Source organism: Lentzea sp. DG1S-22, assembly GCF_036321065.1.
Lineage (GTDB): Bacteria > Actinomycetota > Actinomycetes > Mycobacteriales > Pseudonocardiaceae > Lentzea > Lentzea jiangxiensis.
Map to the genome: position 1 here is coordinate 6,640,511 of NZ_CP143276.1, position 23,761 is coordinate 6,664,271.

Genomic DNA, 23,761 nt, shown 5'->3' on the forward strand with positions numbered 1-23,761 from the left:
TGTGGAACGATGACCAGGTTATGGCCCGTTCAGAAGTTGTCGTCGACCTAGGCGCGCTGCGGCACAACGTCGCCCTGCTCGCAGGTCTCGCGCCGTCCTCCGAGACCATGGCCGTCGTCAAGGCGGACGGCTACGGCCACGGCGCGGCCGAGGTCGCCAGGGCCGCGCTCGAAGCGGGCGCCACCTGGCTCGGTTCGTGCAGCACGCAGGAAGCCCTCGCTCTGCGCGCGGCCGGCATCCAGGCGCCGATCCTCGCCTGGCTCGACGCGCCGGACGAGGACCTGGCCGCCGGGCTCGCCGCGGACGTCGACATGGGCGTCTCCTCGCTGTCGGACCTGCGCCGGATCGAGCAGGCCGCCGAGGAGGCCGACGCGCGGCCGCGGCTGCACCTGAAGATCGACACCGGCCTGAGCCGCAACGGCTGCCAGCCGCGGGACTGGCCCGCGCTCGTCGACGCCGCGAAGAAGCACGAGGTCGTGGCCATCTGGTCGCACCTCGCGTCCGCCGACGTGATCGGCGACCCGTCCATCGACCTGCAGGCCAAGCGGTTCGACGACGCCTACGAGGTGGCGAAGGCGGCGGGGCTCGACCCGTTGCGGCACATCGCGAACTCCGCGGCCCTGCTGACGAGGCCCGACCTGCACTTCGACCTGGTCAGGCCGGGTATCGCGATCTACGGGCTGAACCCCGTGCCGACGGACCACGACCTCCGGCCGGTCATGAGCTTCCGGTCGTACGTGGCGCTCACGAAACGTATCCCCGCGGGTGAGTCCGTGTCCTACGGGATGACGTGGACCGCGCGGAAGGACACGACGCTGGCACTGGTGCCCGCCGGGTACGCGGACGGTGTCCCGAGGGCGCTCTCCGGCCGGATGGAGGTGCTCCTGAACGGGAGGCGCCGTCCGGTGGTCGGCCGCGTCTGCATGGACCAGATCGTCGTGAGCTGCGAGGACGACGAGGTGCGGGAGGGTGCCGAGGTCGTCCTGTTCGGCGACGGGAGCCGGGGGGAACCGACGGCGACGGAGTGGGCGGAGCTGACCGGGACGATCGACTACGAGATCGTCTGCGGGATGTACCGGCCGCGGGTGCGGAGGACCTACACGTGAAGCCGGTGTGGAAGGTCGTCGGGTGGGTCGGTGGCGCGCTCGGCGCCGCCGTCGCCGGTGCGGCCGTGGCGCAGACGGCGAAGGTCTCGCACGAGCGCAAGACGGCGTCCGACAGCTACGCCGAGGAGCCGCTCGGGCAACTGCGGCCCGACCGCGAGTCGACCGTGGCCGCCGAGGACGGCGTGCCGATCTCCGTCGAGGAGGTCGACCCCGCGGACGGCGGCGAGCCGGACATCACCGTCGTGCTGGTGCACGGGTTCGCGCTGGACCGCCGCTGCTGGCACTTCCAGCGCCGCGACCTCGCCGAACTGCTCGACCCGCGGGTCCACCAGGTGCTCTACGACCAGCGCAGCCACGGCCGGTCCGGGCGGTCGTCGACCGAGAACAGCACGATCGACCAGCTCGCGCTCGACCTCGACTCGGTGATCAGGGCCATCGCGCCGGAGGGCCCGCTGGTGCTCGTCGGCCACTCCATGGGCGGCATGACGATCATGGCGCTGGCCGAGAAGCACCCGGAGCTCTTCGAGGAACGGGTGCGCGGCGTCGCGCTGGTCGGCACGGCCGCCGGTGCCGTCGGCGGCGTGGGGCTGCCGAAGTCCGTGCTGTCGCGGTACAACCCGGTGACGCTCGGCGTCGGCCGGCTCGCGAGCGTGCAGCCCGGACTCGTCGAGTGGGTGCGCAAGAGCGCGAAGAGCCTCACGTGGAGCGGCATCCGCCTGGGGGCGTTCGGCGACCGCGGGGTAGCACCGTCCCTGGTGGACCTGATGGAGCAGATGATCGGCGGGACCCCGGTGAAGGTGCTCACCGAGTTCCTCGAGACCCTCGGCACGCACGACCGCTACAAGGCGCTGGCGGGTCTGCGGCACTGCGAGGTGCTGATCCTGAGCGGCGACGCGGACAGGCTCACGCCGTTCTCGCACGCCGAGCGGATGGCCGAGGAGATGCCGCACGCCACGCTCGTCCGGGCCCCCGGTGCCGGGCACATGGTGATGATGGAGCAGGCTGACCTCGTCAACGACCACCTGGTCGCGCTCGTCGAACGCTGCGCGGCCGATCGCGGAGAGAGTCGGAAGAAGTGGTGGCGCCGAGCGTGAAGACCGTCGAACTGCCCTTGGTGGAGGACACCGAGGAGTTCGGCCGCAAGCTGGGTGAAGTCGTCCGCGCGGGCGACCTGTTGCTCCTCGCGGGGCCCTTGGGCGCGGGGAAGACGGCGTTCGTGCGCGGTCTGGCGCGCGGCATGGGCGTGCGGGGCCGGGTGTCCTCGCCGACGTTCGTCGTCGCCCGCGTGCACGAGCCGGAGCGGGAGGGCGGCGTGCGGCTGGTGCACGTCGACGCGTACCGGCTCGGGGGTCACCTGGACGAGCTGGACGACCTCGACCTCGACACCGAGCTGGTCGACGCCGTCGTCGCCGTCGAGTGGGGAGAGGGCGTCGCGGAACGCCTGAACGAAGATCATCTCCTGATCCGCCTCGAACGCGGGATCGACGACGTTCGCACAGCTCAGCTGGTGCCGCACGGCGAATGGGCGGACCGTACCCTTCCGGTGTGAAGCCGGTCGGCGGATGGGGTGAAGTCCGTTGAGGACGGAGCACTCCGAGCCGATGCGATCCGCATGACCAAGAAGACCCTCTTCGCGACCGCGGTCATCGGTGGCGCCCTGCTCGTGGTCGCCCCTGCTTCCGCCGGCGAGCACCACCGCGACGGTGGCGTCAGGGTTGCCGACGACTTCTGCGCCGCGCCGTGGCAGTGGAACGGCCCGCTCTCGCTGCTGCACGAGGGTCACGCGCCCGGCTACGCCGCGTGCGCCGACAACCGCGCCACCGGTGGTGCCGGCGTCGGCGTGCCGGACGACGCCTGCGTCACGCCGTGGCAGTGGAACGGCCCGCTGGAGATCTTCACGGTCGACCGCTCGCGGTCGTCCGCCGCCTGCGACGGGAACCTCTCCGGCCGATGAGCCCGGAGGGTCGCGGGGATGGCCGAACGAGCCCGTCGGCCATCCCCGGTGACGGGCTCGTTCGGCTGAGCGACGTGGCCGGCTGACGGTTCCGGCGTTTCACCCGGTCCGGTGAACCTGGAGCCGGGGTCGCACGCCTGCCTCGCGGACGCACGGCAAGTGCGGTTCGGCACACGTACTACCCTGGACAATCGTGCTAGTGCTCGCCGTCGACACGGCCACCCCCGCAGTCACCGCCGGTGTGGTCGAACTCGCGCCCGATTCGCCGCCGCGCCTGCTCGCGAAGCGGGTGACGCTCAACGCCAAGGCCCACGGCGAACTGCTCACCCCGCACATCAGCGACGCGCTCGCGGAAGCCGGCAAGAGCTACGCCGACCTCGACGCGATCGTCGTCGGCGCCGGTCCCGGCCCGTTCACCGGCCTGCGGGTGGGGCTCGCCACCGCCGCCGCGCTCGGCCAGGCGCTCAACCGCCCGGTCTACCCGGTCGCCACCCCCGACGCCATCGCGAGGGACGCCGCCAGCGGTCACCCGCTGCTCGTCGCGACCGACGCGCGGCGCAAGGAGGTCTACTGGGCCGCGTACGACGCCGCCGGCCGCCGCACGGACGGCCCGCACGTCGAGCGCCCGCAGGACCTGGCCGAGAAGCTGCCCGCGATGGGCGTGCGCCAGGCCACCGGTGAGGGTGCGGAGATCTACGCCGAGGTCCTCGGCCTGGAGCTGCTCCAGGCGAAGCACCCGAGCCCCGAGGGCCTGGTCGCGGCCGCGGCCGCCGAGGTGCTCGCGAAGGCCCGCCCGGCCGCGCTCACCCCGCTCTACCTGCGCCGCCCCGACGCCGTGGAGCCCACCGGGCGCAAGCGGGTGACCAGGGCATGACCACCGGCACCGTCACGCTCGCGCCGCTGCAGCACGCCGACGTGCCCGCGTGCCACGAGATCGAGCTGGCGTTGTTCCCCGGCGAGGACCCGTGGAGCGAGGACGCGTTCCACAGCGAGCTGAACAACGGCAACTACTACCGCGGTGCGTACGCGGGCGACGAGCTGATCGGCTACGCCGGGCTCGCCGCCGGCGCGTACGAGGCCAGCATCCACACGATCGCCGTGGCCGGGCACTGGCAGGGCAGGGGCGTCGGCAAGATGCTGCTGCGCGACCTGCTCGCCCGCGTCGACGAGATCGGCGTGCCGGTCTTCCTCGAGGTCCGCACGGACAACGAGCCCGCGATCGCCCTGTACATGGCGCACGGCTTCGAGCAACTCGGCCTGCGCCGCCGCTACTACCAGCCGTCGGGTGCCGACGCGTACACGATGGGAAGGCCTGCTCAAAGTGTCTGACCGCCTGATCCTCGGCATCGAGAGCTCGTGCGACGAGACGGGCTTCGGCATCGTCCGCCTCGGTCCGGACGGCTCGCTCGAACTGCTCGCCGACGAGGTCGCCTCCAGCGTCGAGGAGCACGCCCGCTTCGGCGGCGTCGTGCCCGAGGTCGCCTCCCGCGCCCACCTCGAAGCCCTCGTCCCGACCCTGCGCCGCGCACTCGACACGGCGGAGGTCGAGCTCTCCCAGATCCACTCGATCGCCGTCACCGCGGGCCCCGGTCTCGCCGGCGCGCTGCTGGTCGGCGTGTCCGCGGCGAAGGCGTACGCCGCCGCGCTCGGCAAGCCGCTCTACGGCGTGAACCACCTCGCGGGCCACGTGGCCGCGGACACGCTGCAGCACGGCCCGTTGCCGCAGCGCTGCCTCGCGCTGCTGGTCTCCGGCGGCCACTCGCAGCTGCTGCTCGTCGAGGGCGGTCTCGCGAACTCGATCACCGAGATCGGCTCGACCGTCGACGACGCCGCGGGTGAGGCGTACGACAAGGTCGCGCGGCTGCTCGACCTGCCCTACCCCGGCGGCCCGCCCATCGACAAGCTCGCCAAGCAGGGCAACGGGTGCGCGATCGCGTTCCCGCGCGGCCTGACGGGCCCGCGCGACGCGAAGTACGACTTCTCGTTCTCCGGCCTCAAGACCTCGGTCGCGCGCTGGGTCGAGCGCGCCGAACGGGCCGGTGAGGAGATCCCGCTGGCCGACGTCGCCGCGTCGTTCCAGGAGGCGGTCGCGGACGTGCTCACCGCGAAGGCGATCCGCGCCGCGAAGGACCTGGACGTCGGCACGCTCGTCATCTCCGGCGGCGTCGCGGCGAACTCGCGGCTGAGCGGTCTGGCCGCCGAGAGGTGCGCGGAGGCCGGCATCGAGCTGCGCGTGCCGAGGCCGCGGCTGTGCACCGACAACGGCGCCATGATCGCCGCGCTCGGTGCCCACCTCGTCGCGGCGGGCGCGAAGCCGTCGCCCCTGGACCTCTCCACGACGCCCGGTCTGCCCGTCGGCACGGTGCAGATACTCTGAGCCCATCCTGGGCGGACTTGAATCTTGGAGTAAGCGGTGAGCGCTGAACCCATGCGCACGATCACGTACCTGTTCCCGATCTACAACGAGGGCGGGAACATCGATCTGCTGCACAAGACGGTGTCCGAGGTCGTCAAGCCGCTCGAGGACCGGTACCGGGTCAACTTCATCTACGTCAACGACGGCAGCCGCGACAACTCGCTGGACCTGCTCAACGCCGTCGCCGACGCGGACGACCGGGTCACCGTCATCGACCTGGCGCGCAACTTCGGTCACCAGCTCGCCGTGACCGCGGGGCTCGACCTCGCGGACGCCGACGCCGTGATCATCATGGACAGCGACATGCAGGACCCGCCCGCGGTGAGCCTCGAGCTGATCGAGAAGTGGGAGCAGGGCTTCGACGTCGTCTACGCGCAGCGCCGCTCACGCCAGGACACGGCGTTCAAGAAGGCGACCGCGCGGGCGTTCTACTGGTTCCTGCGCAAGGTCGCCGAGATCGACATCCCGGAGAACACCGGCGACTTCCGCCTCGTCGACCGCAAGGTCGTCGAGGAGCTGCGCAAGTTCCGCGAGCACAACAGGTTCCTGCGCGGCCTGGTGAGCTTCATCGGCTTCAAGCAGACCGCCGTGCAGTTCGACCGCGACAAGCGCCACGCGGGCGTCACGGGCTACCCGTTGCGCAAGATGCTGCGGTTCGCCGCGGACGGCATCGTCGGCTTCTCCGCCGCCCCGCTGAAGCTGATCTCGAAGGTCGGCTACTTCATCTCGGCCCTCGCGTTCCTCGGCATCTGCTACGTCGTCGGCGTGAAGCTGTTCCTGCCGGCCGCCGCCGTGCCCGGCTGGGCGTTCATCACCAGCGCCGTCTTCTTCCTCGGCGGCATCCAGCTGATCATGCTCGGCGTGCTCGGCAGCTACATCGGCCGCATCTACACCGAGGTGCAGGCCCGCCCGCTCTACAGCGTGGCGTCGGTGCGCACCGCGACCCCGGTGCCGAACGACGCCAGGGCGCTCGCGTCGTGAAGAAGCTGCTGAACGCCCAGCAGCTCCGCTTCGGTCTGGTCGGCATCGGCAACACCCTGGTCGACCTGGTCGGCTACACGGTGCTGTTCGCGCTCGGCACCCCGCTCGTGATCGCGAACCTGATCTCGACCACGATGGGCATGGCGCTCAGCTTCACGCTCAACCGCAGCTTCACGTTCCGCGCGGCAGGCGGGGGAGCCGTCCGGCAGGTCGTGCTGTTCGTGCTGGTCACGGGCGTCGGCCTGTGGGTGATCCAGCCGCTGGTGATCATGGCGACGCGCGGTGTGTTCTCCGGTCTGCCCGAGACGCTCGCCATCGCGGGGCCCAAGCTCGCGGGCATCTGCGTCGCCCTCGTCTGGAACTACGTGCTGTACAGCCGGCTGGTGTTCCGGCCGGCGGCAGAGCCCGCAAAGGAACCCGTTCATGACTGACACCGCGATCCGCGAGCCGGAGGTCGTCGCCGACGGGGCGCCCCGACCCGCTCCCCGGTGGAAGGCCGCGCTGACGGGCGACTTCGCCAAGGTCTTCCTGCTGGTCTTCGCCTGGCAGGTCTTCATGACCGTGCTCGGGCGCGTGCTCGAACCGCTGCTGCCGATCTTCGAGGGCACGCCGCCCTCGTCCCGCTCGGTCGACACGCTGCTGTCGCACACGCACCGCTGGGACGCGGAGAACTTCACCGGCATCGCCGAGGGCACCGCGTACCGGAACGTCCCGACCTCGCAGGCGTTCTACCCGGTCTTCCCGCTGTTCGTGTGGCTCGTGAAGATGGCGTTCCTCGGCAAGATCGGCACGCTGGTCGCGGGCATCATCGTCAACACGGTCGCCACGTGGCTGGGTGCCGTGGCCCTGCTCAAGATCGCCAGGAACCTCCTGACGGGCGAGCGCGCGCCGTGGCTCGTCGTGATGGCGATGCTGACGTGGCCGTCGGCGTACTTCCTGCACGCGTTCTACAGCGAGGCCGTGTTCATCGCGCTCGGCCTGTGGGCGTACCTCTTCGCGCTGCGCGGGCAGTGGGTCTTCATGGGCCTGTGCCTGATGCCGCTGACCGGCGTGCGCATCACCGCGGTGCTGTTCGTCGGCCTGTGCTTCCTCGAGTTCTGGCGCAGCAAGGACTGGAAGCTCCGCGGCCTGCTGTCGTGGCACCTGCTGTGGTTCCCCGCGAGCGCCGTCGGCTTCCTGGGCTTCGCGCTGTACCTGAAGGTCCTGGTCGGCGACCCGCTCGGCATGACGTCGGCGTACGAGAAGGCCCCTGCCTGGTCGTACCACCAGTTCACGCCGAACATCCCCGGGACGCTCTGGAACGAGCTCCTGATGAGCATCAACACCCTGACGAAGCCGGCCGACCTGAACACGTGGAACCTCACGAACCACGTGGTGCCGCTGGCGGGCATCGTCCTGCTGATCGCCGGTTCGGCCTACCTGCTGGCGCAGCGCCGGGGTGACCTGGTGCCCGTGGGCCTCTTCGGCGTCGCGTCGCTGATCATGCTCACGCTGAACGGCAACCTGGTGTCGGTGCACCGCTACCTGCTGCCGTGCTTCGGCATCTACCTGGCGCTGGTGCTGCTCGGCCAGCGCGTCGCCGCGCTCAAGCCCGCGGTGTACGTGGTCATGTACACCGGCCTGGTCACCCAGACCCTGATGTACATGATGTTCGTGTCCGGCAACTGGTCCGGCTGAGACTCACAGCTCGTTGAGGCCCGGCCTCCCGTCCTCCACCGCGAAAGACGCCTTGGTGGAGACCGGGGAGCCGGGCCTCGTCACGTGGTCGAGGCCGCGGAAGTCCGTGCGCAGTTCGTCGGGCGTGAACCTGGTGAGCGTGTAACCGCGCCGGTTGTTGAAGTACTTCACGTGGGGGTTCTCGCGCAGCCACAGCGGTGTCTCGGCGTACTCCTCCGACCCGTCGCCACCGGCCGTGATCGACGTGGTGACGAGTTCCGTCGCGAGAGTCCTCGACGACGGGTCGCTCCAGCGCTCCTTGACCTCCGCGCCCCACGCCGCGTGCACGTCGCCGGTCAGCACGACCGGGTTCCGCACGTTCGCGAACTCCGCCACCACCCGGTCCCGGTCGGCGACGTAGCCGTCCCACGCGTCGAGCAGGAACTTGTCGACCTCGCCGGGGATGTAGTCGTACTGCGAGAAGAACACCTGCTGTCCGAGCACGTCCCAGCGCGCCCGCGAGCCCCGCAGGCCCTCGAACAGCCACTCCTCCTGTGCGGCCCCGAGCATCGTGCGCTCCGGCTCCAGCCGTTCGGGGCAGAGCTGCAGCCCGTCTCCGCAGGCCTGGTCGGTGCGGTACTGGCGGGTGTCGAGCATGTGGAACGTGGCCAGCGCGCCCCACCGGACCCGCCGGTACAGCCTTGATGACCTGCGCAAAGGCATGTTCTCGTAGTAGGCCTGGATCGCCGCGGCCCGGCGGGCGGGGAAGTCCGGCTGCGGCTTGTCGGGCAGCAGTCCCGCCCAGTTGTTGTCGATCTCGTGGTCGTCCCAGATGACCGCCCACGGCGCCACGGCGTGCGCGGCCTGCAGGTCCGGGTCGGTCTTGTACTGGGCCTGCCGGCGGCGGTAGCCCGCGAGCGTCGTGGTGGTCGGGCCCTCGACCTGGCGGACGTTGCCGCTCGGGGCGACGTGGATGCCGCTCTCGTACTCGTAGGTGTAGTCGCCGAGGTGCAGCACCAGGTCCGGCTCGTCCTCGGCCATGCGCTTGTACGCCGTGAAGTAGCCGTGCTCGTACTGCGCGCACGACGCGAAGGCCATCGTCAGCGGTATCCGCAGGGCGTTCGGCGGGGGCGTTGTGCGCGTACGGCCCGTCCGCGAGAGGTGGTTGAGGGCTTTGAAGCGGTAGAAGTACTCGCGGCCGGGCTCCAGCCCGACGAGTTCCACGTGGACGCTGTGCGCCTCCTCCGGTCGAGCCGTGGTGGAGCCGCGTTGCACGATCCGGGTGAATCGTTCGTCGTGGGCGACCTGCCACTCGACGTCGACCGGACGCGCCGGCATGCCTCCCAGGCCGTCGCCGGCGAGGGGCTCGGGGGCCAGCCGCGTCCACAGGACCACCCCATCGGGTGCCGGGTCGCCCGAGGCCACACCGAGTGTGAAAGGGTCGCCGGGACGCGCTGAGGCGGCGGCCGAGAAAGCTGTGACTCCTGCCACGCCTGCGAGCAGCAGCGTTCGGCGCGTCAACGGGGACATGCCCTGAATACGGCTCCCGGATGGTGATCGGTTCGGGGGGCTCGTTGAAGCCTTGGCACTCTCATGGGTAGAGTGCCAATTGCACGGCACCAGCACCGCCCCGACCCCCGCGACGGCGGGGTGGCAGGAGCCGTTAATTCGAACCTGCCAACGACCCGTGGAGGTCATCCCGGTGAGCGTGAACATCAAGCCGCTCGAGGACAAGATCGTCGTTCAGGCCTCCGAGGCCGAGACGACCACTGCCTCCGGCCTCGTGATCCCGGACACCGCGAAGGAGAAGCCCCAGGAGGGCAAGGTCCTCGCGGTGGGCCCCGGCCGCATCGACGACAAGGGCAACCGCGTCCCGCTGGACGTGGCCGTCGGTGACGTCGTCATCTACTCGAAGTACGGCGGCACCGAGGTCAAGTACAACGGCGAGGAGTACCTCATCCTCTCCGCTCGCGACGTGCTGGCCGTCGTCAACTAACTGACGACGCTCGGCTGTCATGCCTGACGCCCCGGCGCCCCACCCGGGGCTACCGGGGCGTTTCGCTACCCAGAGAGGCTTTTGAGTCACATGCCCAAGCAGATCAGCTTCGACGAGGACGCTCGTCGGGCGCTCGAGCGCGGCGTCAACAAGCTCGCGGACACGGTCAAGGTCACCCTCGGCCCGCGCGGTCGCCACGTCGTGCTCGACAAGAAGTTCGGTGGCCCCACGGTCACCAACGACGGTGTGACGATCGCGCGTGAGATCGAGCTGGACGACGCGTTCGAGAACCTCGGCGCGCAGCTCGCCAAGTCGGTCGCCACCAAGACCAACGACGTCGCGGGTGACGGCACCACCACCGCCACCGTGCTGGCGCAGGCGCTGGTCAAGGAAGGCCTGCGCAACATCGCCGCGGGCGCCAACCCCACCGCGCTCGGCCGGGGCATCCAGGCCGCCTCCGACGCCGTCGTGGACGCGCTCAAGGGCAAGGCCACCCCGGTCAAGGGCCGCGAGAACATCGCGCAGGTCGGCACGGTCTCGTCGCGTGACGAGTCCATCGGCGCCCTGCTCGGCGAGGCCATCGAGCGCGTCGGCGAGGACGGTGTCATCACCGTCGAGGAGTCGTCCACGCTCGCGACCGAGCTCGCGATCACCGAGGGCGTGCAGTTCGACAAGGGCTACGTGTCGACGCACTTCTCGACCGACCTCGAGGCGCAGGAGGCCGTCTACGAAGACGTCCGCATCCTGCTGCACCGCGAGAAGATCTCGGCCCTGGCCGACGTCCTCCCGATCCTCGAGAAGGTCGCGGAGTCCGGCAAGCCGCTGCTGATCATCGCCGAGGACGTCGAGGGCGAGGCCCTGTCCACGCTGGTGGTCAACGCCGTCCGCAAGACCCTGAAGGTCGTCGCCGTGAAGGCGCCGTTCTTCGGCGACCGCCGCAAGGCGTTCCTGGACGACCTCGCGGTCGTCACCGGCGGCGAGGTGATCTCCTCGGAGATCGGCCTCAAGCTGTCCGAGACCACGCTCGACCAGCTGGGCACCGCCCGCCGCGTCGTCGTGACCAAGGACGACACCACGATCGTCGACGGCGGCGGCACCAAGGCCGACATCGCCGGCCGCGCGGAGCAGCTGCGCCGCGAGATCGAGGCCACGGACTCCGACTGGGACCGCGAGAAGCTGCAGGAGCGCCTCGCGAAGCTCTCCGGCGGCATCGCCGTGATCAAGGTCGGCGCCGCCACCGAGACCGAGCTCAAGGAGCGCAAGCACCGCATCGAGGACGCGGTCGCCGCTACGAAGGCCGCGGTCGAGGAGGGCATCGTCCCCGGCGGTGGCTCCGCTCTCGTGCACGGCTCCAAGGTGCTCGACGGCGGCCTCGGCCTGTCCGGTGACGAGGCCACGGGTGTCGCGCTCGTCGCGAAGGCCCTGTCCGCGCCGCTGTTCTGGATCGCCGCGAACGCGGGCCTCGAGGGCGCCGTCGTGGTGAACAAGGTCCGCGAGGGCGAGTGGGGCTTCGGCCTCAACGCCGCCACGCTGGAGTTCGGTGACCTGCTCGAGCAGGGCATCATCGACCCGGTGAAGGTCACGCGGTCCGCCGTGGCGAACGCCGCCTCCATCGCGCGCATGGTGCTCACGACCGAGAGCGCCGTCGTCGAGAAGAAGGCGGAAGAGCCCACCTCCGCCGCGGCCGGTCACGGCCACGGCCACGGGCACGGCCACTGAGTTCCAGGCCGCTGCTCCGGACGTTCTGCGAGCGCAGCTTTTGAGAACGAACGAAACGGGCGGCACCTCCGGGTGCCGCCCGTTTGTTTTTAAACGATCGCCAATTGGCGCTTTCTCGCCTTGATGATGTGGTCGCGCTCCGATTCCGAGAGCCCGCCCCAGATTCCGTACGGTTCCTGCACCGCCAGCGCGTGTTGGCGGCACAACTCCAGAACCGGGCAGGCGAGGCAGACAGCCTTGGCGCGAGCTTCCCGCCGGGCTCTCGCCGGACCCCGTTCGCCGTCGGGGTGGAAGAAGAACGCACTGTCCATGCCCCGGCACGAACCGCGCATCTGCCAGTCCCAGAGATCTGCGTTGGGACCGGGGAGCCTTCGGGTGTCCGCCATCGAGACCGCCTCCGTGACGACTGCTCCATTCGGCTTAACGATGATCCACCGTAGAACCGCGTCAAAACTTGTTCAAGAGGCAGAAGACCCTTATCAACTGATGGGTGACAGCACGCGTGTTCGATCACGCACCGCCCGGAGTTGCCACCCGGATGAGGTGAACGGACGATGGCTCCCGTGATGACACCGCCGGAGCGCGCATCTGCCGGTGGTCCGACGGGCGAGCCCCTCCTGTCGGTGGCCGCCGTGGCCAGGCGGCTCGGCGTGGCTCCCGCCACCCTCCGCACGTGGGACCGCCGTTACGGGCTCGGCCCGAGCGGTCACACCGTCGGCCGCCATCGGAAATACGGGCCGCGCGACGTCGCCCGGCTCGAATTGATGCAGCGCGCACTTCTTCGTGGCGCGTCTTCCGCCGAGGCCGCGCGTTTCGCTCTCGACTCGAAATCGTCAATGACGCACGGCGAGGTTTTTGTCGCTGGATCGGGTGGTGGCGGACGCGTTCTGAAAATGCCCGGAGCGTCTCCGACGGCACGCGGACTGGGCAGGGCGGCGGTCGCCATGGATTCCATCGCCGTGCAGGGGATGCTCGCCGACTCGCTGGCGTCCGACGGGGTCGTCGCGACCTGGAACGAGGTCGTCCGCCCGGTCCTGACGGCCGTCGCGGCGCGGTGGCAGCTGTCCGGTGCAGGCGTGGAGGTGGAGCACCTTCTGAACGAGTGCGTGCTCGCGGCGTTCGTGCGCGCGACGCCTCTCGTCACTCTCGGGCGCAACCACCGGCCCGTGCTGCTGGCGTGCATGCCGGAGGAGAGGCACAACCTTCCTCTCTACCCCTTGGCGGCGGAACTGGCGCAGCGCGGAATCGTGGTCAGGCAGCTGGGGGCGGCGCTGCCGCTGGACGCGCTGTCCGCCGCCGTGCGCCGCACCGCTCCCTCCGCGGTGGTGCTGTGGGCGCAGTTGCCCCGGTACGCCGATCCGGGGGTGATCTCCGCGTTGCCGCGCACCCGGCAGCAGGTGCGGGTGTTCGTCGGCGGGCCGGGCTGGCGGCGCGGGGTGGTCACGCCGCCGGCCGAGCGGGTCGAGGACCTCGCCGCCGCCGTGGCCGCCGTCGAGGCCGCCGTCACCTGACAGACTCACCCCCCGTGGAAGAGGAGCTGCGCCGGGCCGCGTTCGGTGACTCGCCCGATCTCGCCGTCTGGTCCGCGCTCTCCGCCGGGAGCTCCCGGGTGAGGTGGCTCGCGGCCGTGGTCCTGGGCGGTCAAGGCCACTACGCGGCCGCGGCCACCGTGCTGGCGGCGCTCCGCCACGACCCCGACCCCGTGATCGCGTCCCTTTCCCTCTCGACTCGCGCGTCGCACCTGCGCCAGCTGGGGGCGCACCACCTCGCCCGGCCGCTCGACGGCGCGGCGCTCGCGCGGGTGCGCGGAACGGACGCCGGGGACCCGGACGGGATCGACGCCGCGGGGGCCCGGACGGACGCGCTGCTCGGTCTCGCGGCCGATTCGCTCGGTGCTCAACGCCTCGGGGAGGCCCGCGGGTTGCTCGCACGGGTCGAGACGCGGTCGTGGCGGGCCGAGGTCCGGCGGGGCTGGGTGAGCGCCGAGGTCGAGCTGGCGTCCGGGCGCGCGCAGGCCGCGGTGGCGCCCGCCGAGGAGGCGTACGGCGTGGCGACGAGGCGAAAGGCGCTCCGCCACGAGCTCAAGTCGGCACTCGTCCTGGGCACCTCGCTGGTCGTGCGGGGGACACCCGAAGGCCTGGAACGAGGGGGTGAGCTAGTCGGGTGTGAGCTAAATCACAGCGCCCGGAAAGGGCTTCATCCGTTGATCTGGCCGAGCGCACTCGTCCTGGTGGGTCATGCCCCCACGGTCGGCGCAGACGCCCTCGACCGGGCGACGGACGCTCTGAGCTGCGTGTTGCGCAGAGCTGATGTCCTCAGCCGACGGGCCGCCCTCGAGTCCCCCTGGGTGCCGACCGGGCTGCTCCGTTCCGGGGAACCCCCGAACGCAGACCCTCAGGCGAACTTCTTGACGGATTAAGCACCGGATCGTGTCAAGGTCTGGCCTCCAGCGTCCGATAGGGGAGATGGAACGTCACTCGGCTGCAGGAAAGGAGTCCCCGTGACCACGGTCCTTATTTGCGACGACCGGCGCAGTGTGCGGGAGGGTCTCACCCGCGTGATGTCGGCTGTCCCCGGGGTTAGCCGCATCGACTGCGTAGCGCACGGTGACGAGTTGTTGGCTCGCTTTTCAAGGCAGCCGGTCGACGTCGTCCTGGTGGGAACCCAGCGCGCCGTCCCGACCGGGGTGGAAGCAACCCGTCGGCTCGTCTCCGCGAACCCGCAGGCAAACGTCATCGTCTTCGGAGCACCCGACGACGCCGGGAGCATCGCCGCGGCGATCGCCGGCGGGGCCCGCGGCTACCTGAGGTGGGACGCGTCGCGCCCCGAGCTTGTGGCAGCCCTCGCGCACACGCTCGCCAGCACCTCGTCAGCCCTCCGACCCCGGCGTGCAGCTCACGGAGCGTGAGCTCCAGGTGCTGCGGGGCATGAGCCAGGGCAAGAGCAACGGCCAGATCGGCCGCGAGCTCTACCTGTCGGAGGACACGGTGAAGACGCACGCACGTCGTCTCTTCCGCAAGCTCGGTGTCCGTGACCGCGCCCAGGCGGTCGCGCACGGCTTCCGGCGAGGCCTCGTCCAGTAAGCCGCTCTCGCCGCACCGGCCCCGCGTCCTCATATGCCGCATGTGGGGAAGCGGGGCCGGTGGCGTGAGAGGGCTCACCCGTTCAACCGTGCCGTCCTCCGGTCGCGAACATGGCCCAGCCCGGTGACGATGTCGCCGGGCTGTGAGCTGTTCGGTGTGTCGGCTGGTCACTCGGGGTGTCCATAGCCCCTTGATGATCAGGGGCCCGAAGACCGGTACGGTGAAGCCGCTGCACCGAGTCGCTGTGAGTGACTCGTGATGCTTCCTGTCGGTACGCCAACAAGTAACACCAGGGCTGTTGTCTGCGATGACCAACTTGGGGGACGGACTGGACGCCGAAGTGGGCGCGGCCGTCGACGGCGACCGCCAGGCGATCGAACGCCTGCTGGCCTCCATACGTCCCCTCGTGGTGCGGTACTGCCGCGCCAGAGTTGGCAGGCAGGAGCGGAGCTTCGCTTCGGCGGACGATGTGGCCCAGGAGGTGTGTCTCGCGGTGCTCACGGCATTGCCCAGCTACCGCGACCAGGGTCGGCCCTTCCTCGCGTTCGTCTACGGGATCGCGGCGCACAAGGTTGCCGACGCACATCGGTCTGCCGCCAGGAACCGCTCCGAGCCCGTTCCCGAGGTTCCCGACGCGCCGGAGACCGGAGCTGGTCCGGAGCAGCGGGCGATGCAGGGCGAACTCTCCGACCGGATGGCCGTGCTGCTGCGGGTCCTGCCGGAGAAGCAGCGGGAGATCCTGCTGTTGAGGGTGGTGGTCGGACTCTCCGCCGAGGAAACTGCCGAGGCGGTCGGTTCGACGCCGGGTGCGGTCCGGGTGGCGCAACACCGTGCGCTCGCTCGGCTGCGCAAGTCGCTGGCAGCGGAGGAGGTGGTCTGAGTGGCCGACGAACACGGGAAGGACGACGGAGAAGTGCGCGGACAGGACGATAGAGCCCCGCACGAACACGTCGCAGATGATCTTTCGGCTGTACAGGCTGATGACAAGCTGCTGGACGCACTGGGGTCCGCGACACCAGGTGCGGCCGGCTCGTGGGGCGACGACGACCTGAACGCGTTGCTGCTCGCGTGGCGCAACGAGGTGGAGACCGAGCCGTTCGGCGAGCTCGTCGACACCGACACCGCCGTCGCGACGATCCAGGCCGCCCGCCCGCAGCCGGTCTCGAGGCACCGCTTCCTGATCCCGCTGGCGAGCGCCGCCGCGGTCCTGGCCATCGCCTTCACCGGCATGAGCCTCGTGGCCCGCGACGCCCAGCCGGGCGACGCGCTCTGGGGCCTCACGCGAGTCCTGTACTCCGAACACGCGAAGTCGATCGAAGCCGCCGCCATCATCAGCGGCGACCTCGACGCGGCCCGCCTGGCACTGCGCGAGGGCAAGGTCAACGAGGCCCGCGAGAAGCTGAACAAGGTCGAGGCCAGCCTGGGCTCCGTGTCGACCGCGGACGGCAAGGCGCAGCTCGAGGAGAAGCACAAGGAGCTCGAAAAGGAGCTCGACACCAACACCTCGACCACGCCACCGACCCTCACGACCACCCCGGCCACGCAGCCGACCCAGCCCACGCAGCCGTCGACGCCGTCCTCGACGCCGTCGAGCGAGCCGCCGGTCACCACGCAGCCGACGCCTTCGACCCCGTCGGAGACCCCGCCACCGCCGGTGTCCAACGGGGAGAACCCGCCTCCGCCTCCGCCGCCCCCTGTCGATCCCGCTCCGGGGTCGAGCGGGACGGCTGGGACCGCGGGGACCACCGCGGAGACCGCCGGGCAGTCGACTGGGACCAACTGAGGCCTTCTCGGCCATGTGGGACGTGATGTGAACGGCCCCTGATCTTTCGAGGTCAGGGGCCGTTCACATGCCCTGGGTGTCACACGTCGGGTGGAATGTGAACTGCCGGCCGGCCGGTGGTGTGGCTCGGGTCGGCTTGCGTGAGCTGGGTTCCGGTTCCAGCGGGGTGGGCATGTTCAGAGCCGTGTGGTTCGCACGGCTCGGCTTCGCCATCGCGGTTGGTGGGAGGTGGCTCGCCTTCGGCTTCGCGCCGGAAATGTCAGACCTGCTGAGTACGTTCGGTCGCGGGGGACTCGAAAACAGAGGGGACTCCTGCGTGAGCCTGCGTTCAACCTGGCCGGGCTCCGCTCGCCCTCATGCTGGGTCCGGCTTCGCGGCTGCTTGACGTTGCGGTGGGATGGCTTTGCGCTTGCCTGAGTCGCGGTGGGGCGGCTTTGCGCTTGCCTGAGTCGCGGTGGGGCGGCTTTGCGCTTGCCTGAGTCGCGGTGGGGCGGCTATGCGTTTGCCCGGCCTAAGCTGCCCGGCAGCCAGCCTCGCAAGGTCAGCCCTGCGGCTCGTCCGCCCGACCTGTCCCGGCTGGCTTGTAGCAATGTTGACATTCCTACAAGCGGCGGTCGCGCGTTTCAGCACTGAGCCGAACCTGGCGCTTCAGGCTGCTCAGCCGACTCGCAGCCGACCCAGGCCGCGCCTCTGACGCGGCCTGCGTTTCCGGAGCCGCGCTGTCACTGGTCGGCCTCTGGTCAGCGAACGTCCGCCCACCGCAGCCTGGTCCACCGCAGCCCGACTCGCCACAGCCCACCCCGCAGCTCGACACGGCGCACCGCACCGAAGCGGGAGACTCAGCGAGCCGACTCCGTGGCCGTCACGCCGTCCGCGTACCCCCGGCAGTACTCCCAGCTGACGTAGGCGCCGGGATCCGGGTCGAACGCGGGCTCGTGCGGGCGCATGTGGCCGTCGGCGAGGAGCTGTTCCAGTGAGGCTCGCAACAGCTCCCAGTCGTGGTAGTGCGGCTCCTGGCACTCGCCGCAGTCCACGACGATGCCCCGGACACCGCGGTGTTCCAGCAGCGCCTGGTAGACGGCGAGGTCGCTCAGGTCGCTGACCAGCTCTGTTCGCTCGTCCTCGTCCATCGGCGGGTGGTCGTGGTCGGGTTCGCCCAGGGACAGCGCGGGGTCCTCTGGGTCGCCCGCGAAGGGGTCCGGTGGCAACGCGTCGTGCGGCACGACCCCGCACGGTACCCCCCGTGGTGTTGTGGGCGTCCAGATACCATGGGGCGCACCGCCTCCGCCTGCGGAAACTGGACACGCAGGTCCCCAAAAGGGCAGGCAGAGCGCAGACCGCACCACGGAAGGCATGTCACCCGCTATGACCAGCGAGCTCAACGCTGACGGAGTCCCGGCCAAGTTCGCGATGCTGGGACTGACCTTCGACGACGTGCTCCTGCTGCCTGCCGAGTCGGACGTCGTGCCCAGCGGCGTCGACACGAGCACCAGGATCTCGCGCAACATCACCCTCAAGATCCCGCTGGCCAGCGCCGCGATGGACACGGTCACCGAGGGCCGGATGGCGATCTCGATGGCGCGCCAGGGCGGCATCGGCGTGCTGCACCGCAACCTGAGCATCGAGGACCAGGCCCGCCAGGCCGAGACCGTCAAGCGGTCCGAGGCCGGCATGGTCACCGACCCGGTCACGTGCTCGCCGGACGCCACGCTCGCCGAGGTCGACGCGCTGTGTGCGCGGTACCGCATCTCCGGTGTGCCGGTGACCGACGCGAACAACAAGCTCGTGGGCATCATCACGAACCGCGACATGCGCTTCGAGCTCGACCACAGCAAGCGCGTGAGCGAGGTCATGACCAACGGGCCGCTGGTCACCGCGCAGGTGGGCGTGTCGGCCGACGCCGCGCTCGGGCTGCTGCGCCGCCACAAGGTCGAGAAGCTGCCGATCGTCGACGGTGACGGCAAGCTCAAGGGTCTGATCACGGTCAAGGACTTCGTGAAGACCGAGCAGTACCCCAACGCCACCAAGGACCCGGACGGCCGCCTGCTGTGCGCCGCCGCCGTCGGCGTGGGCGAGGACTCGTTCGTGCGCGCGATGACGCTCGCCGAGGCGGGGGTCGACGTGCTGATGGTCGACACGGCCCACGGCCACTCGCGCGGTGTGCTGGAGATGGTCGCCCGCATCAAGAAGGAGCTCGGCGACTCGACGGACGTCGTCGGCGGCAACGTCGCGACGCGCGCCGGTGCCCAGGCGCTGATCGACGCGGGCGCGGACGGCGTCAAGGTCGGTGTCGGCCCCGGCTCCATCTGCACCACGCGCGTCGTCGCCGGTGTGGGTGTGCCGCAGATCACCGCGATCTACGAGGCCTCGCTCGCCTGCCGTGCGGCCGGTGTGCCGGTGATCGGTGACGGCGGCATCCAGTACTCCGGCGACATCGCCAAGGCCATCGCGGCCGGCGCGTCCGCCGTGATGCTCGGGTCGCTGCTCGCGGGCACCCAGGAGGCGCCCGGCGACCTGATCCTGGTCAACGGCAAGCAGTTCAAGACCTACCGCGGCATGGGCTCGCTGGCCGCGATGCAGTCGCGCGGCGAGAACAAGTCGTTCTCGAAGGACCGCTACTTCCAGGACGACGTGCTCAACGAGGACAAGCTCGTCCCCGAGGGCATCGAGGGCCGCACGCCGTTCCGCGGCCCGTTGTCGCAGGTCGTGCACCAGCTCAACGGCGGCCTTCGGGCGGCGATGGGCTACACGGGCTCCCGCACGATCGCCGAGCTGCAGAACCAGCAGCTCGTGCGCATCACGGCGGCGGGTCTGAAGGAGAGCCACCCGCACGACATCACGATGACCGTCGAGGCTCCGAACTACACCACCCGTTAGGGTGTTCTGGCTGCTTGAAGCCTTGTTCTAATGCTTTGGAGAGGAACAACAGGTGCGCGATCTGGTCGAGATCGGCATGGGCCGGACCGCGAGGCGGGCCTACGAGCTGGACGACATCGAGATCATCCCGTCGCGTCGGACGAGGTCGTCGAAGGACGTCTCCACGACGTGGCAGATCGATGCCTACCGCTTCGACATCCCGCTGATCACCCACCCCACCGACGCCATCGTGTCGCCGGGCACGGCGGTCGCGGTGGGCGAGCTCGGCGGCCTCGGCGTGCTGAACGCCGAGGGTCTCTGGGCGCGGCACGGTGACGTGGACGAGGCGTTGTTCCGCCTCGTGCAGGCCACCGAGGACAACGACGACCCCGCCGCCGCGGTGAAGGTGCTGCAGGAGCTGCACGCCGCCCCGCTGCGGATGGACCTGATCGCCGAGGCGGTCAAGCAGATCCGCGAGTCGGGCGTCACCGTCGCGGTCCGCGTCAGCCCGCAGCGCGCCGCCGAGCTCACGCCGGACCTGCTGGCCGCGGGCGTCGAGATCCTGGTCGTGCAGGGCACGATCATCTCGGCCGAGCACGTGACCCGCGGTGGCGAGCCGCTGAACCTGAAGTCGTTCATCGCGGACCTCGACATCCCGGTGATCGCCGGCGGTGTCGGCGACTACCGCACCGCGATGCACCTGATGCGCACCGGCGCGGCGGGCGTGATCGTCGGCTACGGCTACACGCCCGGCGTCACGACCACCGACTCGGTGCTCGGCATCGGCGTGCCGATGGCCACCGCGATCGCCGACGCCGCGGCCGCGCGCCGCGACTACCTCGACGAGACCGGTGGCCGCTACGTGCACGTCATCGCGGACGGCGGCGTCACGACCTCGGGCGACGTGGCGAAGTCCATCGCCTGCGGTGCCGACGCCGTGATGCTCGGCGAGCCCCTCGCGGCCGCGACCGAGGCACCGGGCCAGGGCCTGTACTGGACGGCCTCGTCCGCGCACCCGTCGGTGCCGCGCAGCCTCGTCGCCGAGGCGGTGGACCAGGAGCTCGACCTGCGCCAGCTGCTGTTCGGCCCGTCCGCCGACCCGCGTGGCGTGACGAACCTGTTCGGCGCGCTCAAGCGGGCCATGGCCAAGACCGGCTACTCCGACCTCAAGGAGTTCCAGAAGGTCGGCCTGACGATCCGCGGCTGAACCCGATCACCCGGAAGGGCGCGCACCGGCTGGTGCGCGCCCTTCTGCTTTGCCGCTCGCGGCCAATGGGTGTGCATCTCGGTCTGCCGATCGCCGCTTGGGCCCAAACCTGATGTTGCAACCGAACCACCACCCCGTGCGTCCCACTGTTCGTGGAATTGGATGCCTTGTTCGGCGACGGCAAGAACAGCGACGTGGACACGATCGACCCGGACGCCGAGGTCCAGGAGCGCGAGGTCGAGGAAGCGCCCGAGGAGGACGAGGGCGTCGGGGGCATCGGCTGGAAGGCCCTCGCGCTGTTCCTCTGCGGTGGGCTGGTGATCACCGCCCTGTGCGTGGCCTTCATGGTCTGGGTGATCGAAGGCCTGGTGCTCTGAGGCGGAGGGTGCGCCTGCCCGGGCACCCTCGTTCTTCTCTCCAGTTTTTATGCAGTTCCGTGCATGTCCACGCTGCGCGAGGCTCGCGAGTTGACCGTCACCGAGGCCACGAGACGTGGCGTCGCCGGGTTGGTCGCCGATGCCGAGCAGGACGGTCCGGTGGTGGTCACCAGGCACAGCCGGCCGGTGGCCGCCGTTGTGCCCGTGAGCCGCCTGGCGGAGATCGACGAAGCGACAGCGGACCTGAGGGACCTGGCGCTCGTGCTCGCGCGGTCGGCTGCGGACTCCGGGCGGCGCACGTCCTTCGACGAGGTGCTGACGGCGTTCGGGCACACCCGTGAGTCGCTGGCCGCGGTGGAGGACGACTCGCTCGATGGCTGACGTCCTGTTCACCGACGCGGCGGTCGACGACCTGCGTCGCCTCGGGCCGGATGTCGTGCCCAAGGTGCTCGAGAAGGTCCAGATCCTGTTCGACGACCCGGAGGCCGGGCATCCCCTCGGTGGCGAACTGACCGGCTTCCGAAAGCTCGTCGTCGGGCGGAACCACTGGCGGATCGTCTACCGCGTCACCGCGGAGGGCGCCGTCGAAGTCTGTGAAGTGTGGTGCGTCGGCGTCCGGTCGGACGCCGAGGTCTGCTCGGAGGCGGCGGCGAGGCTCGACGCCATCGCCGAGAAGGACTCCGCGCTGTCCCGGCCGGCTGACGTGATCGGCAGGCTGGGCCGCCTGGCCGGTGACGTGGTCGTCGACGAGCCCCGGCGCGCGAGCCGGTTCCCGACTGGCCGGCGAACCGGCTCGTCCACACGGCCGGTATTCCGTCGGAGCAGGTCGCGGCTCTGAGCCTGGAGCAGGCGGTGGACCGGTGGACGGCCTTCATGACCGCGTCGCGGCCGTCTGAACCGATCGGGGACTAGGCGTTACCGGAAGTAACGCCTACTCTCCGGTTCATGGGTGAACTCGCCGGTAACTTCGATGTCGTCATCGTCGGCTCCGGGTTCGGCGGAAGCGTGGCCGCGCTCCGCCTGACCGAGAAGGGCTACCGCGTCGCCGTCCTGGAGGCGGGGCGCCGGTTCGCCGACGACGAGTTCGCGAAGACCAGCTGGGACCTGCGCCGGTACCTGTGGGCGCCGCGGCTGAGGTGCTTCGGCATCCAGCGCATCCACACCCTGCGCAACGTCATGGTGCTCGCCGGCGCCGGTGTCGGCGGTGGCAGCCTCGTGTACGCGAACACGCTGTACCGGCCGCTCAAGCCGTTCTACGAGGACCGGCAGTGGGCGCACATCACCGACTGGCAGGACGAGCTGGACCCGTTCTACGACCAGGCGAGCCGGATGCTGGGGGTCGTCACGAACCCCACGACGACCCCGAGCGACGTCGTCATGCAGAAGGTCGCGAAGGACATGGGGGTCGAGGACAGCTACCACCCGACGCCCGTCGGGGTGTTCTTCGGCGAGCCCGGCAAGAAGGCCGCGGACCCGTACTTCGGTGGCGCCGGACCGGAGCGGACGGGGTGCACCGAGTGCGGCAGCTGCATGTCGGGCTGCCGGGTCGGGGCCAAGAACACGCTGGTCAAGAACTACCTCTACCTCGCGGAGAAGCTCGGCGCGCAGGTCTTCCCGCTGACCACGGTCACGAAGCTCCACGAGGGCGGCGGCAGGTGGACCATCGACACCAGGACGACCGGCGGACGCGCCACCAGGACGTTCACCGCCGACCAAGTCGTCATCGCCGCCGGCACGTGGGGCACGCAGCAGCTGCTGCACAAGGCCAAGGCGACGACGCTGCCCAGGATCTCGGACAGGCTGGGTGAGCTGACCCGGACCAACTCCGAGTCGATCATCGGGGCCGCGCGGTACGCGGTCGACCCGGACAACGACTTCACGCAGGGCGTGGCGATCACGAGCTCCATCCACCCCGACGAGATCACGCACATCGAGCCCGTCCGGTACGGCAAGGGCAGCAACGCCATGGGCATGCTGCAGACCCTCGCCACGGACGGTGCGCTGAGCACACCGCGGTGGGTGCAGTTCCTCAAGCAGGCCGCCCGGCACCCGCTGCGGCTGCTCCGGCTCCTCAGCGTGCACCGGTGGAGCGAGCGGACGGTGATCCTGCTGGTCATGCAGAGCCTCGACAACTCCATCACCACGTTCCTCAAGCGCGGCAAGCTCACCAGCAGGCAGGGCCACGGCGAGCCGAACCCGGCGTTCATCCCGGCGGGGCACGAGGCGAACCTGCTGGCCGCCAAGCACATCGACGGCATGGCGGGCGGCACGTGGGGCGAGCTGTTCAACATCCCGCTGACGGCGCACTTCATCGGTGGCTGCGCGATCGCGTCCGACGAGCGGCAGGGCGTGATCGACCCGTACCACCGGGTCTTCAACTACCCGGGTCTGTCCGTTGTGGACGGATCGGCGATCAGTGCGAACCTCGGCGTGAACCCGAGCCTCACGATCACCGCTCAGGCCGAGCGGGCGTTCTCGCTGTGGCCGAACAAGGGCGAGGAGGACCAGCGGCCCGCCCAGGACCAGCCCTACCGCAGGGTCAACCCGACGAAGCCGAAGAACCCGGCGGTGCCCGAGCAGGCCCCGGCCGCCTTGCGGTTGCCGATCGTGAAGGCCTCCTGAGCTGG

General features: G+C 70.3%; 25 protein-coding genes and 1 pseudogene. 23 read left to right on the forward strand and 3 right to left on the reverse strand.

All coding sequences use genetic code 11. The features are described 5' to 3' along the window. Positions 1 to 20: 20 nt before the first annotated feature. The 10 genes from alr to V1227_RS31435 all read left to right on the forward strand — a co-directional run bounded on the left by alr (position 21) and on the right by V1227_RS31435 (position 8,134). Complete coding sequence (gene alr, locus V1227_RS31390) at positions 21 to 1,106, forward strand: alanine racemase (protein WP_329788893.1); 1,086 nt, start codon at positions 21 to 23, stop codon at positions 1,104 to 1,106. After that, positions 1,103 to 2,200, forward strand: coding sequence for an alpha/beta fold hydrolase (locus tag V1227_RS31395; RefSeq protein WP_329788894.1), 1,098 nt, complete (start codon positions 1,103 to 1,105; stop codon positions 2,198 to 2,200). The genes alr and V1227_RS31395 overlap by 4 nt, the downstream gene beginning before the upstream one ends. Next, complete coding sequence (gene tsaE, locus V1227_RS31400) at positions 2,197 to 2,655, forward strand: tRNA (adenosine(37)-N6)-threonylcarbamoyltransferase complex ATPase subunit type 1 TsaE (protein WP_236216071.1); 459 nt, start codon at positions 2,197 to 2,199, stop codon at positions 2,653 to 2,655. Before V1227_RS31395 ends, tsaE begins: the two co-directional genes overlap by 4 nt. A 63-nt stretch (positions 2,656 to 2,718) precedes the next feature. Then, entirely contained in the window at positions 2,719 to 3,060 is a 342-nt protein-coding gene (locus tag V1227_RS31405; RefSeq protein WP_329788895.1) for a hypothetical protein, read from the forward strand. Positions 3,061 to 3,253: 193 nt separating this feature from the next. Continuing rightward, positions 3,254 to 3,934, forward strand: a complete 681-nt coding sequence (tsaB, locus tag V1227_RS31410) for a tRNA (adenosine(37)-N6)-threonylcarbamoyltransferase complex dimerization subunit type 1 TsaB (RefSeq protein ID WP_329788896.1) — start codon at positions 3,254 to 3,256, stop codon at positions 3,932 to 3,934. Next, the gene (gene rimI / locus V1227_RS31415) at positions 3,931 to 4,389 is read left to right on the forward strand and encodes a ribosomal protein S18-alanine N-acetyltransferase (RefSeq protein ID WP_329788897.1); all 459 of its coding nucleotides are present in this window, start codon (positions 3,931 to 3,933) and stop codon (positions 4,387 to 4,389) included. The genes tsaB and rimI overlap by 4 nt, the downstream gene beginning before the upstream one ends. After that, positions 4,382 to 5,437: a tRNA (adenosine(37)-N6)-threonylcarbamoyltransferase complex transferase subunit TsaD gene (tsaD, locus tag V1227_RS31420; protein ID WP_329788898.1), complete on the forward strand. Its 1,056-nt coding sequence runs from the start codon at positions 4,382 to 4,384 to the stop codon at positions 5,435 to 5,437. The genes rimI and tsaD overlap by 8 nt, the downstream gene beginning before the upstream one ends. Before the next feature lie 36 nt (positions 5,438 to 5,473). Next, positions 5,474 to 6,457, forward strand: a complete 984-nt coding sequence (locus tag V1227_RS31425; RefSeq protein ID WP_329788899.1) for a glycosyltransferase family 2 protein — start codon at positions 5,474 to 5,476, stop codon at positions 6,455 to 6,457. Beyond that, positions 6,454 to 6,888 (forward strand): GtrA family protein, encoded by a 435-nt coding sequence (locus V1227_RS31430; RefSeq protein ID WP_329788900.1) that lies wholly within the window; start codon positions 6,454 to 6,456, stop codon positions 6,886 to 6,888. The genes V1227_RS31425 and V1227_RS31430 overlap by 4 nt, the downstream gene beginning before the upstream one ends. Further along, complete coding sequence (locus V1227_RS31435) at positions 6,881 to 8,134, forward strand: hypothetical protein (protein WP_329788901.1); 1,254 nt, start codon at positions 6,881 to 6,883, stop codon at positions 8,132 to 8,134. The genes V1227_RS31430 and V1227_RS31435 overlap by 8 nt, the downstream gene beginning before the upstream one ends. A gap of 3 nt (positions 8,135 to 8,137) precedes the next feature. On the opposite strand, the gene V1227_RS31440 is transcribed toward V1227_RS31435, so the two are convergent. Continuing rightward, positions 8,138 to 9,643, reverse strand: coding sequence for an alkaline phosphatase D family protein (locus V1227_RS31440; RefSeq protein ID WP_329788902.1), 1,506 nt, complete (start codon positions 9,641 to 9,643; stop codon positions 8,138 to 8,140). A gap of 172 nt (positions 9,644 to 9,815) precedes the next feature. Between V1227_RS31440 and groES the strand changes: the two genes are divergently transcribed. Together groES and groL are read left to right on the forward strand one after the other, a co-directional pair. Then, positions 9,816 to 10,109 (forward strand): co-chaperone GroES, encoded by a 294-nt coding sequence (gene groES / locus V1227_RS31445; RefSeq protein ID WP_030478362.1) that lies wholly within the window; start codon positions 9,816 to 9,818, stop codon positions 10,107 to 10,109. Positions 10,110 to 10,199: 90 nt separating this feature from the next. Next, complete coding sequence (gene groL, locus V1227_RS31450) at positions 10,200 to 11,828, forward strand: chaperonin GroEL (RefSeq protein ID WP_236216053.1); 1,629 nt, start codon at positions 10,200 to 10,202, stop codon at positions 11,826 to 11,828. Positions 11,829 to 11,917: 89 nt separating this feature from the next. On the opposite strand, the gene V1227_RS31455 is transcribed toward groL, so the two are convergent. Further along, positions 11,918 to 12,214: a WhiB family transcriptional regulator gene (locus V1227_RS31455; protein WP_275675736.1), complete on the reverse strand. Its 297-nt coding sequence runs from the start codon at positions 12,212 to 12,214 to the stop codon at positions 11,918 to 11,920. Between the two features lie 180 nt (positions 12,215 to 12,394). On the opposite strand from V1227_RS31455, the gene V1227_RS40740 reads away from it, so the two are divergent. The 5 genes and pseudogenes from V1227_RS40740 (at position 12,395) to V1227_RS31485 (ending at position 16,694) form a co-directional block, all read left to right on the forward strand. Further along, entirely contained in the window at positions 12,395 to 13,339 is a 945-nt protein-coding gene (locus V1227_RS40740) for a MerR family transcriptional regulator (protein WP_442916560.1), read from the forward strand. A gap of 14 nt (positions 13,340 to 13,353) precedes the next feature. Further along, positions 13,354 to 14,247 carry a hypothetical protein gene (locus V1227_RS31470; RefSeq protein WP_329788903.1) on the forward strand — a complete coding sequence of 298 codons (894 nt, stop codon included), beginning with the start codon at positions 13,354 to 13,356 and terminating at the stop codon, positions 14,245 to 14,247. An 81-nt stretch (positions 14,248 to 14,328) separates the two neighbouring features. Further along, positions 14,329 to 14,911, forward strand: a pseudogene (locus tag V1227_RS31475) (response regulator transcription factor). A 307-nt stretch (positions 14,912 to 15,218) separates the two neighbouring features. Beyond that, positions 15,219 to 15,791 carry a sigma-70 family RNA polymerase sigma factor gene (locus V1227_RS31480; RefSeq protein ID WP_053737331.1) on the forward strand — a complete coding sequence of 191 codons (573 nt, stop codon included), beginning with the start codon at positions 15,219 to 15,221 and terminating at the stop codon, positions 15,789 to 15,791. Beyond that, on the forward strand, positions 15,792 to 16,694 hold the full coding sequence (locus V1227_RS31485; RefSeq protein WP_329788904.1) for an anti-sigma-D factor RsdA: 903 nt from the start codon (positions 15,792 to 15,794) through the stop codon (positions 16,692 to 16,694). 839 nt (positions 16,695 to 17,533) lie between these two features. Here V1227_RS31485 and V1227_RS31490 read toward each other — a convergent pair. Further along, on the reverse strand, positions 17,534 to 17,917 hold the full coding sequence (locus V1227_RS31490; RefSeq protein WP_245732959.1) for a DUF5319 domain-containing protein: 384 nt from the start codon (positions 17,915 to 17,917) through the stop codon (positions 17,534 to 17,536). Between the two features lie 142 nt (positions 17,918 to 18,059). On the opposite strand from V1227_RS31490, the gene guaB reads away from it, so the two are divergent. From guaB to V1227_RS31520, 6 genes are all read left to right on the forward strand, one after another. Continuing rightward, complete coding sequence (gene guaB, locus V1227_RS31495; protein WP_329794155.1) at positions 18,060 to 19,571, forward strand: IMP dehydrogenase; 1,512 nt, start codon at positions 18,060 to 18,062, stop codon at positions 19,569 to 19,571. A gap of 52 nt (positions 19,572 to 19,623) precedes the next feature. Continuing rightward, positions 19,624 to 20,757: a GuaB3 family IMP dehydrogenase-related protein gene (locus tag V1227_RS31500; protein WP_329788905.1), complete on the forward strand. Its 1,134-nt coding sequence runs from the start codon at positions 19,624 to 19,626 to the stop codon at positions 20,755 to 20,757. A 158-nt stretch (positions 20,758 to 20,915) separates the two neighbouring features. After that, complete coding sequence (locus tag V1227_RS31505; protein ID WP_236216045.1) at positions 20,916 to 21,134, forward strand: hypothetical protein; 219 nt, start codon at positions 20,916 to 20,918, stop codon at positions 21,132 to 21,134. 63 nt (positions 21,135 to 21,197) lie between these two features. Continuing rightward, entirely contained in the window at positions 21,198 to 21,515 is a 318-nt protein-coding gene (locus tag V1227_RS31510; RefSeq protein WP_329788906.1) for a type II toxin-antitoxin system prevent-host-death family antitoxin, read from the forward strand. Further along, positions 21,508 to 21,972 carry a type II toxin-antitoxin system RelE family toxin gene (locus tag V1227_RS31515; protein WP_329788907.1) on the forward strand — a complete coding sequence of 155 codons (465 nt, stop codon included), beginning with the start codon at positions 21,508 to 21,510 and terminating at the stop codon, positions 21,970 to 21,972. The genes V1227_RS31510 and V1227_RS31515 overlap by 8 nt, the downstream gene beginning before the upstream one ends. 107 nt (positions 21,973 to 22,079) lie before the next feature. Then, positions 22,080 to 23,756, forward strand: coding sequence for a GMC family oxidoreductase (locus V1227_RS31520; protein WP_329788908.1), 1,677 nt, complete (start codon positions 22,080 to 22,082; stop codon positions 23,754 to 23,756). Positions 23,757 to 23,761 lie beyond the last annotated feature (5 nt).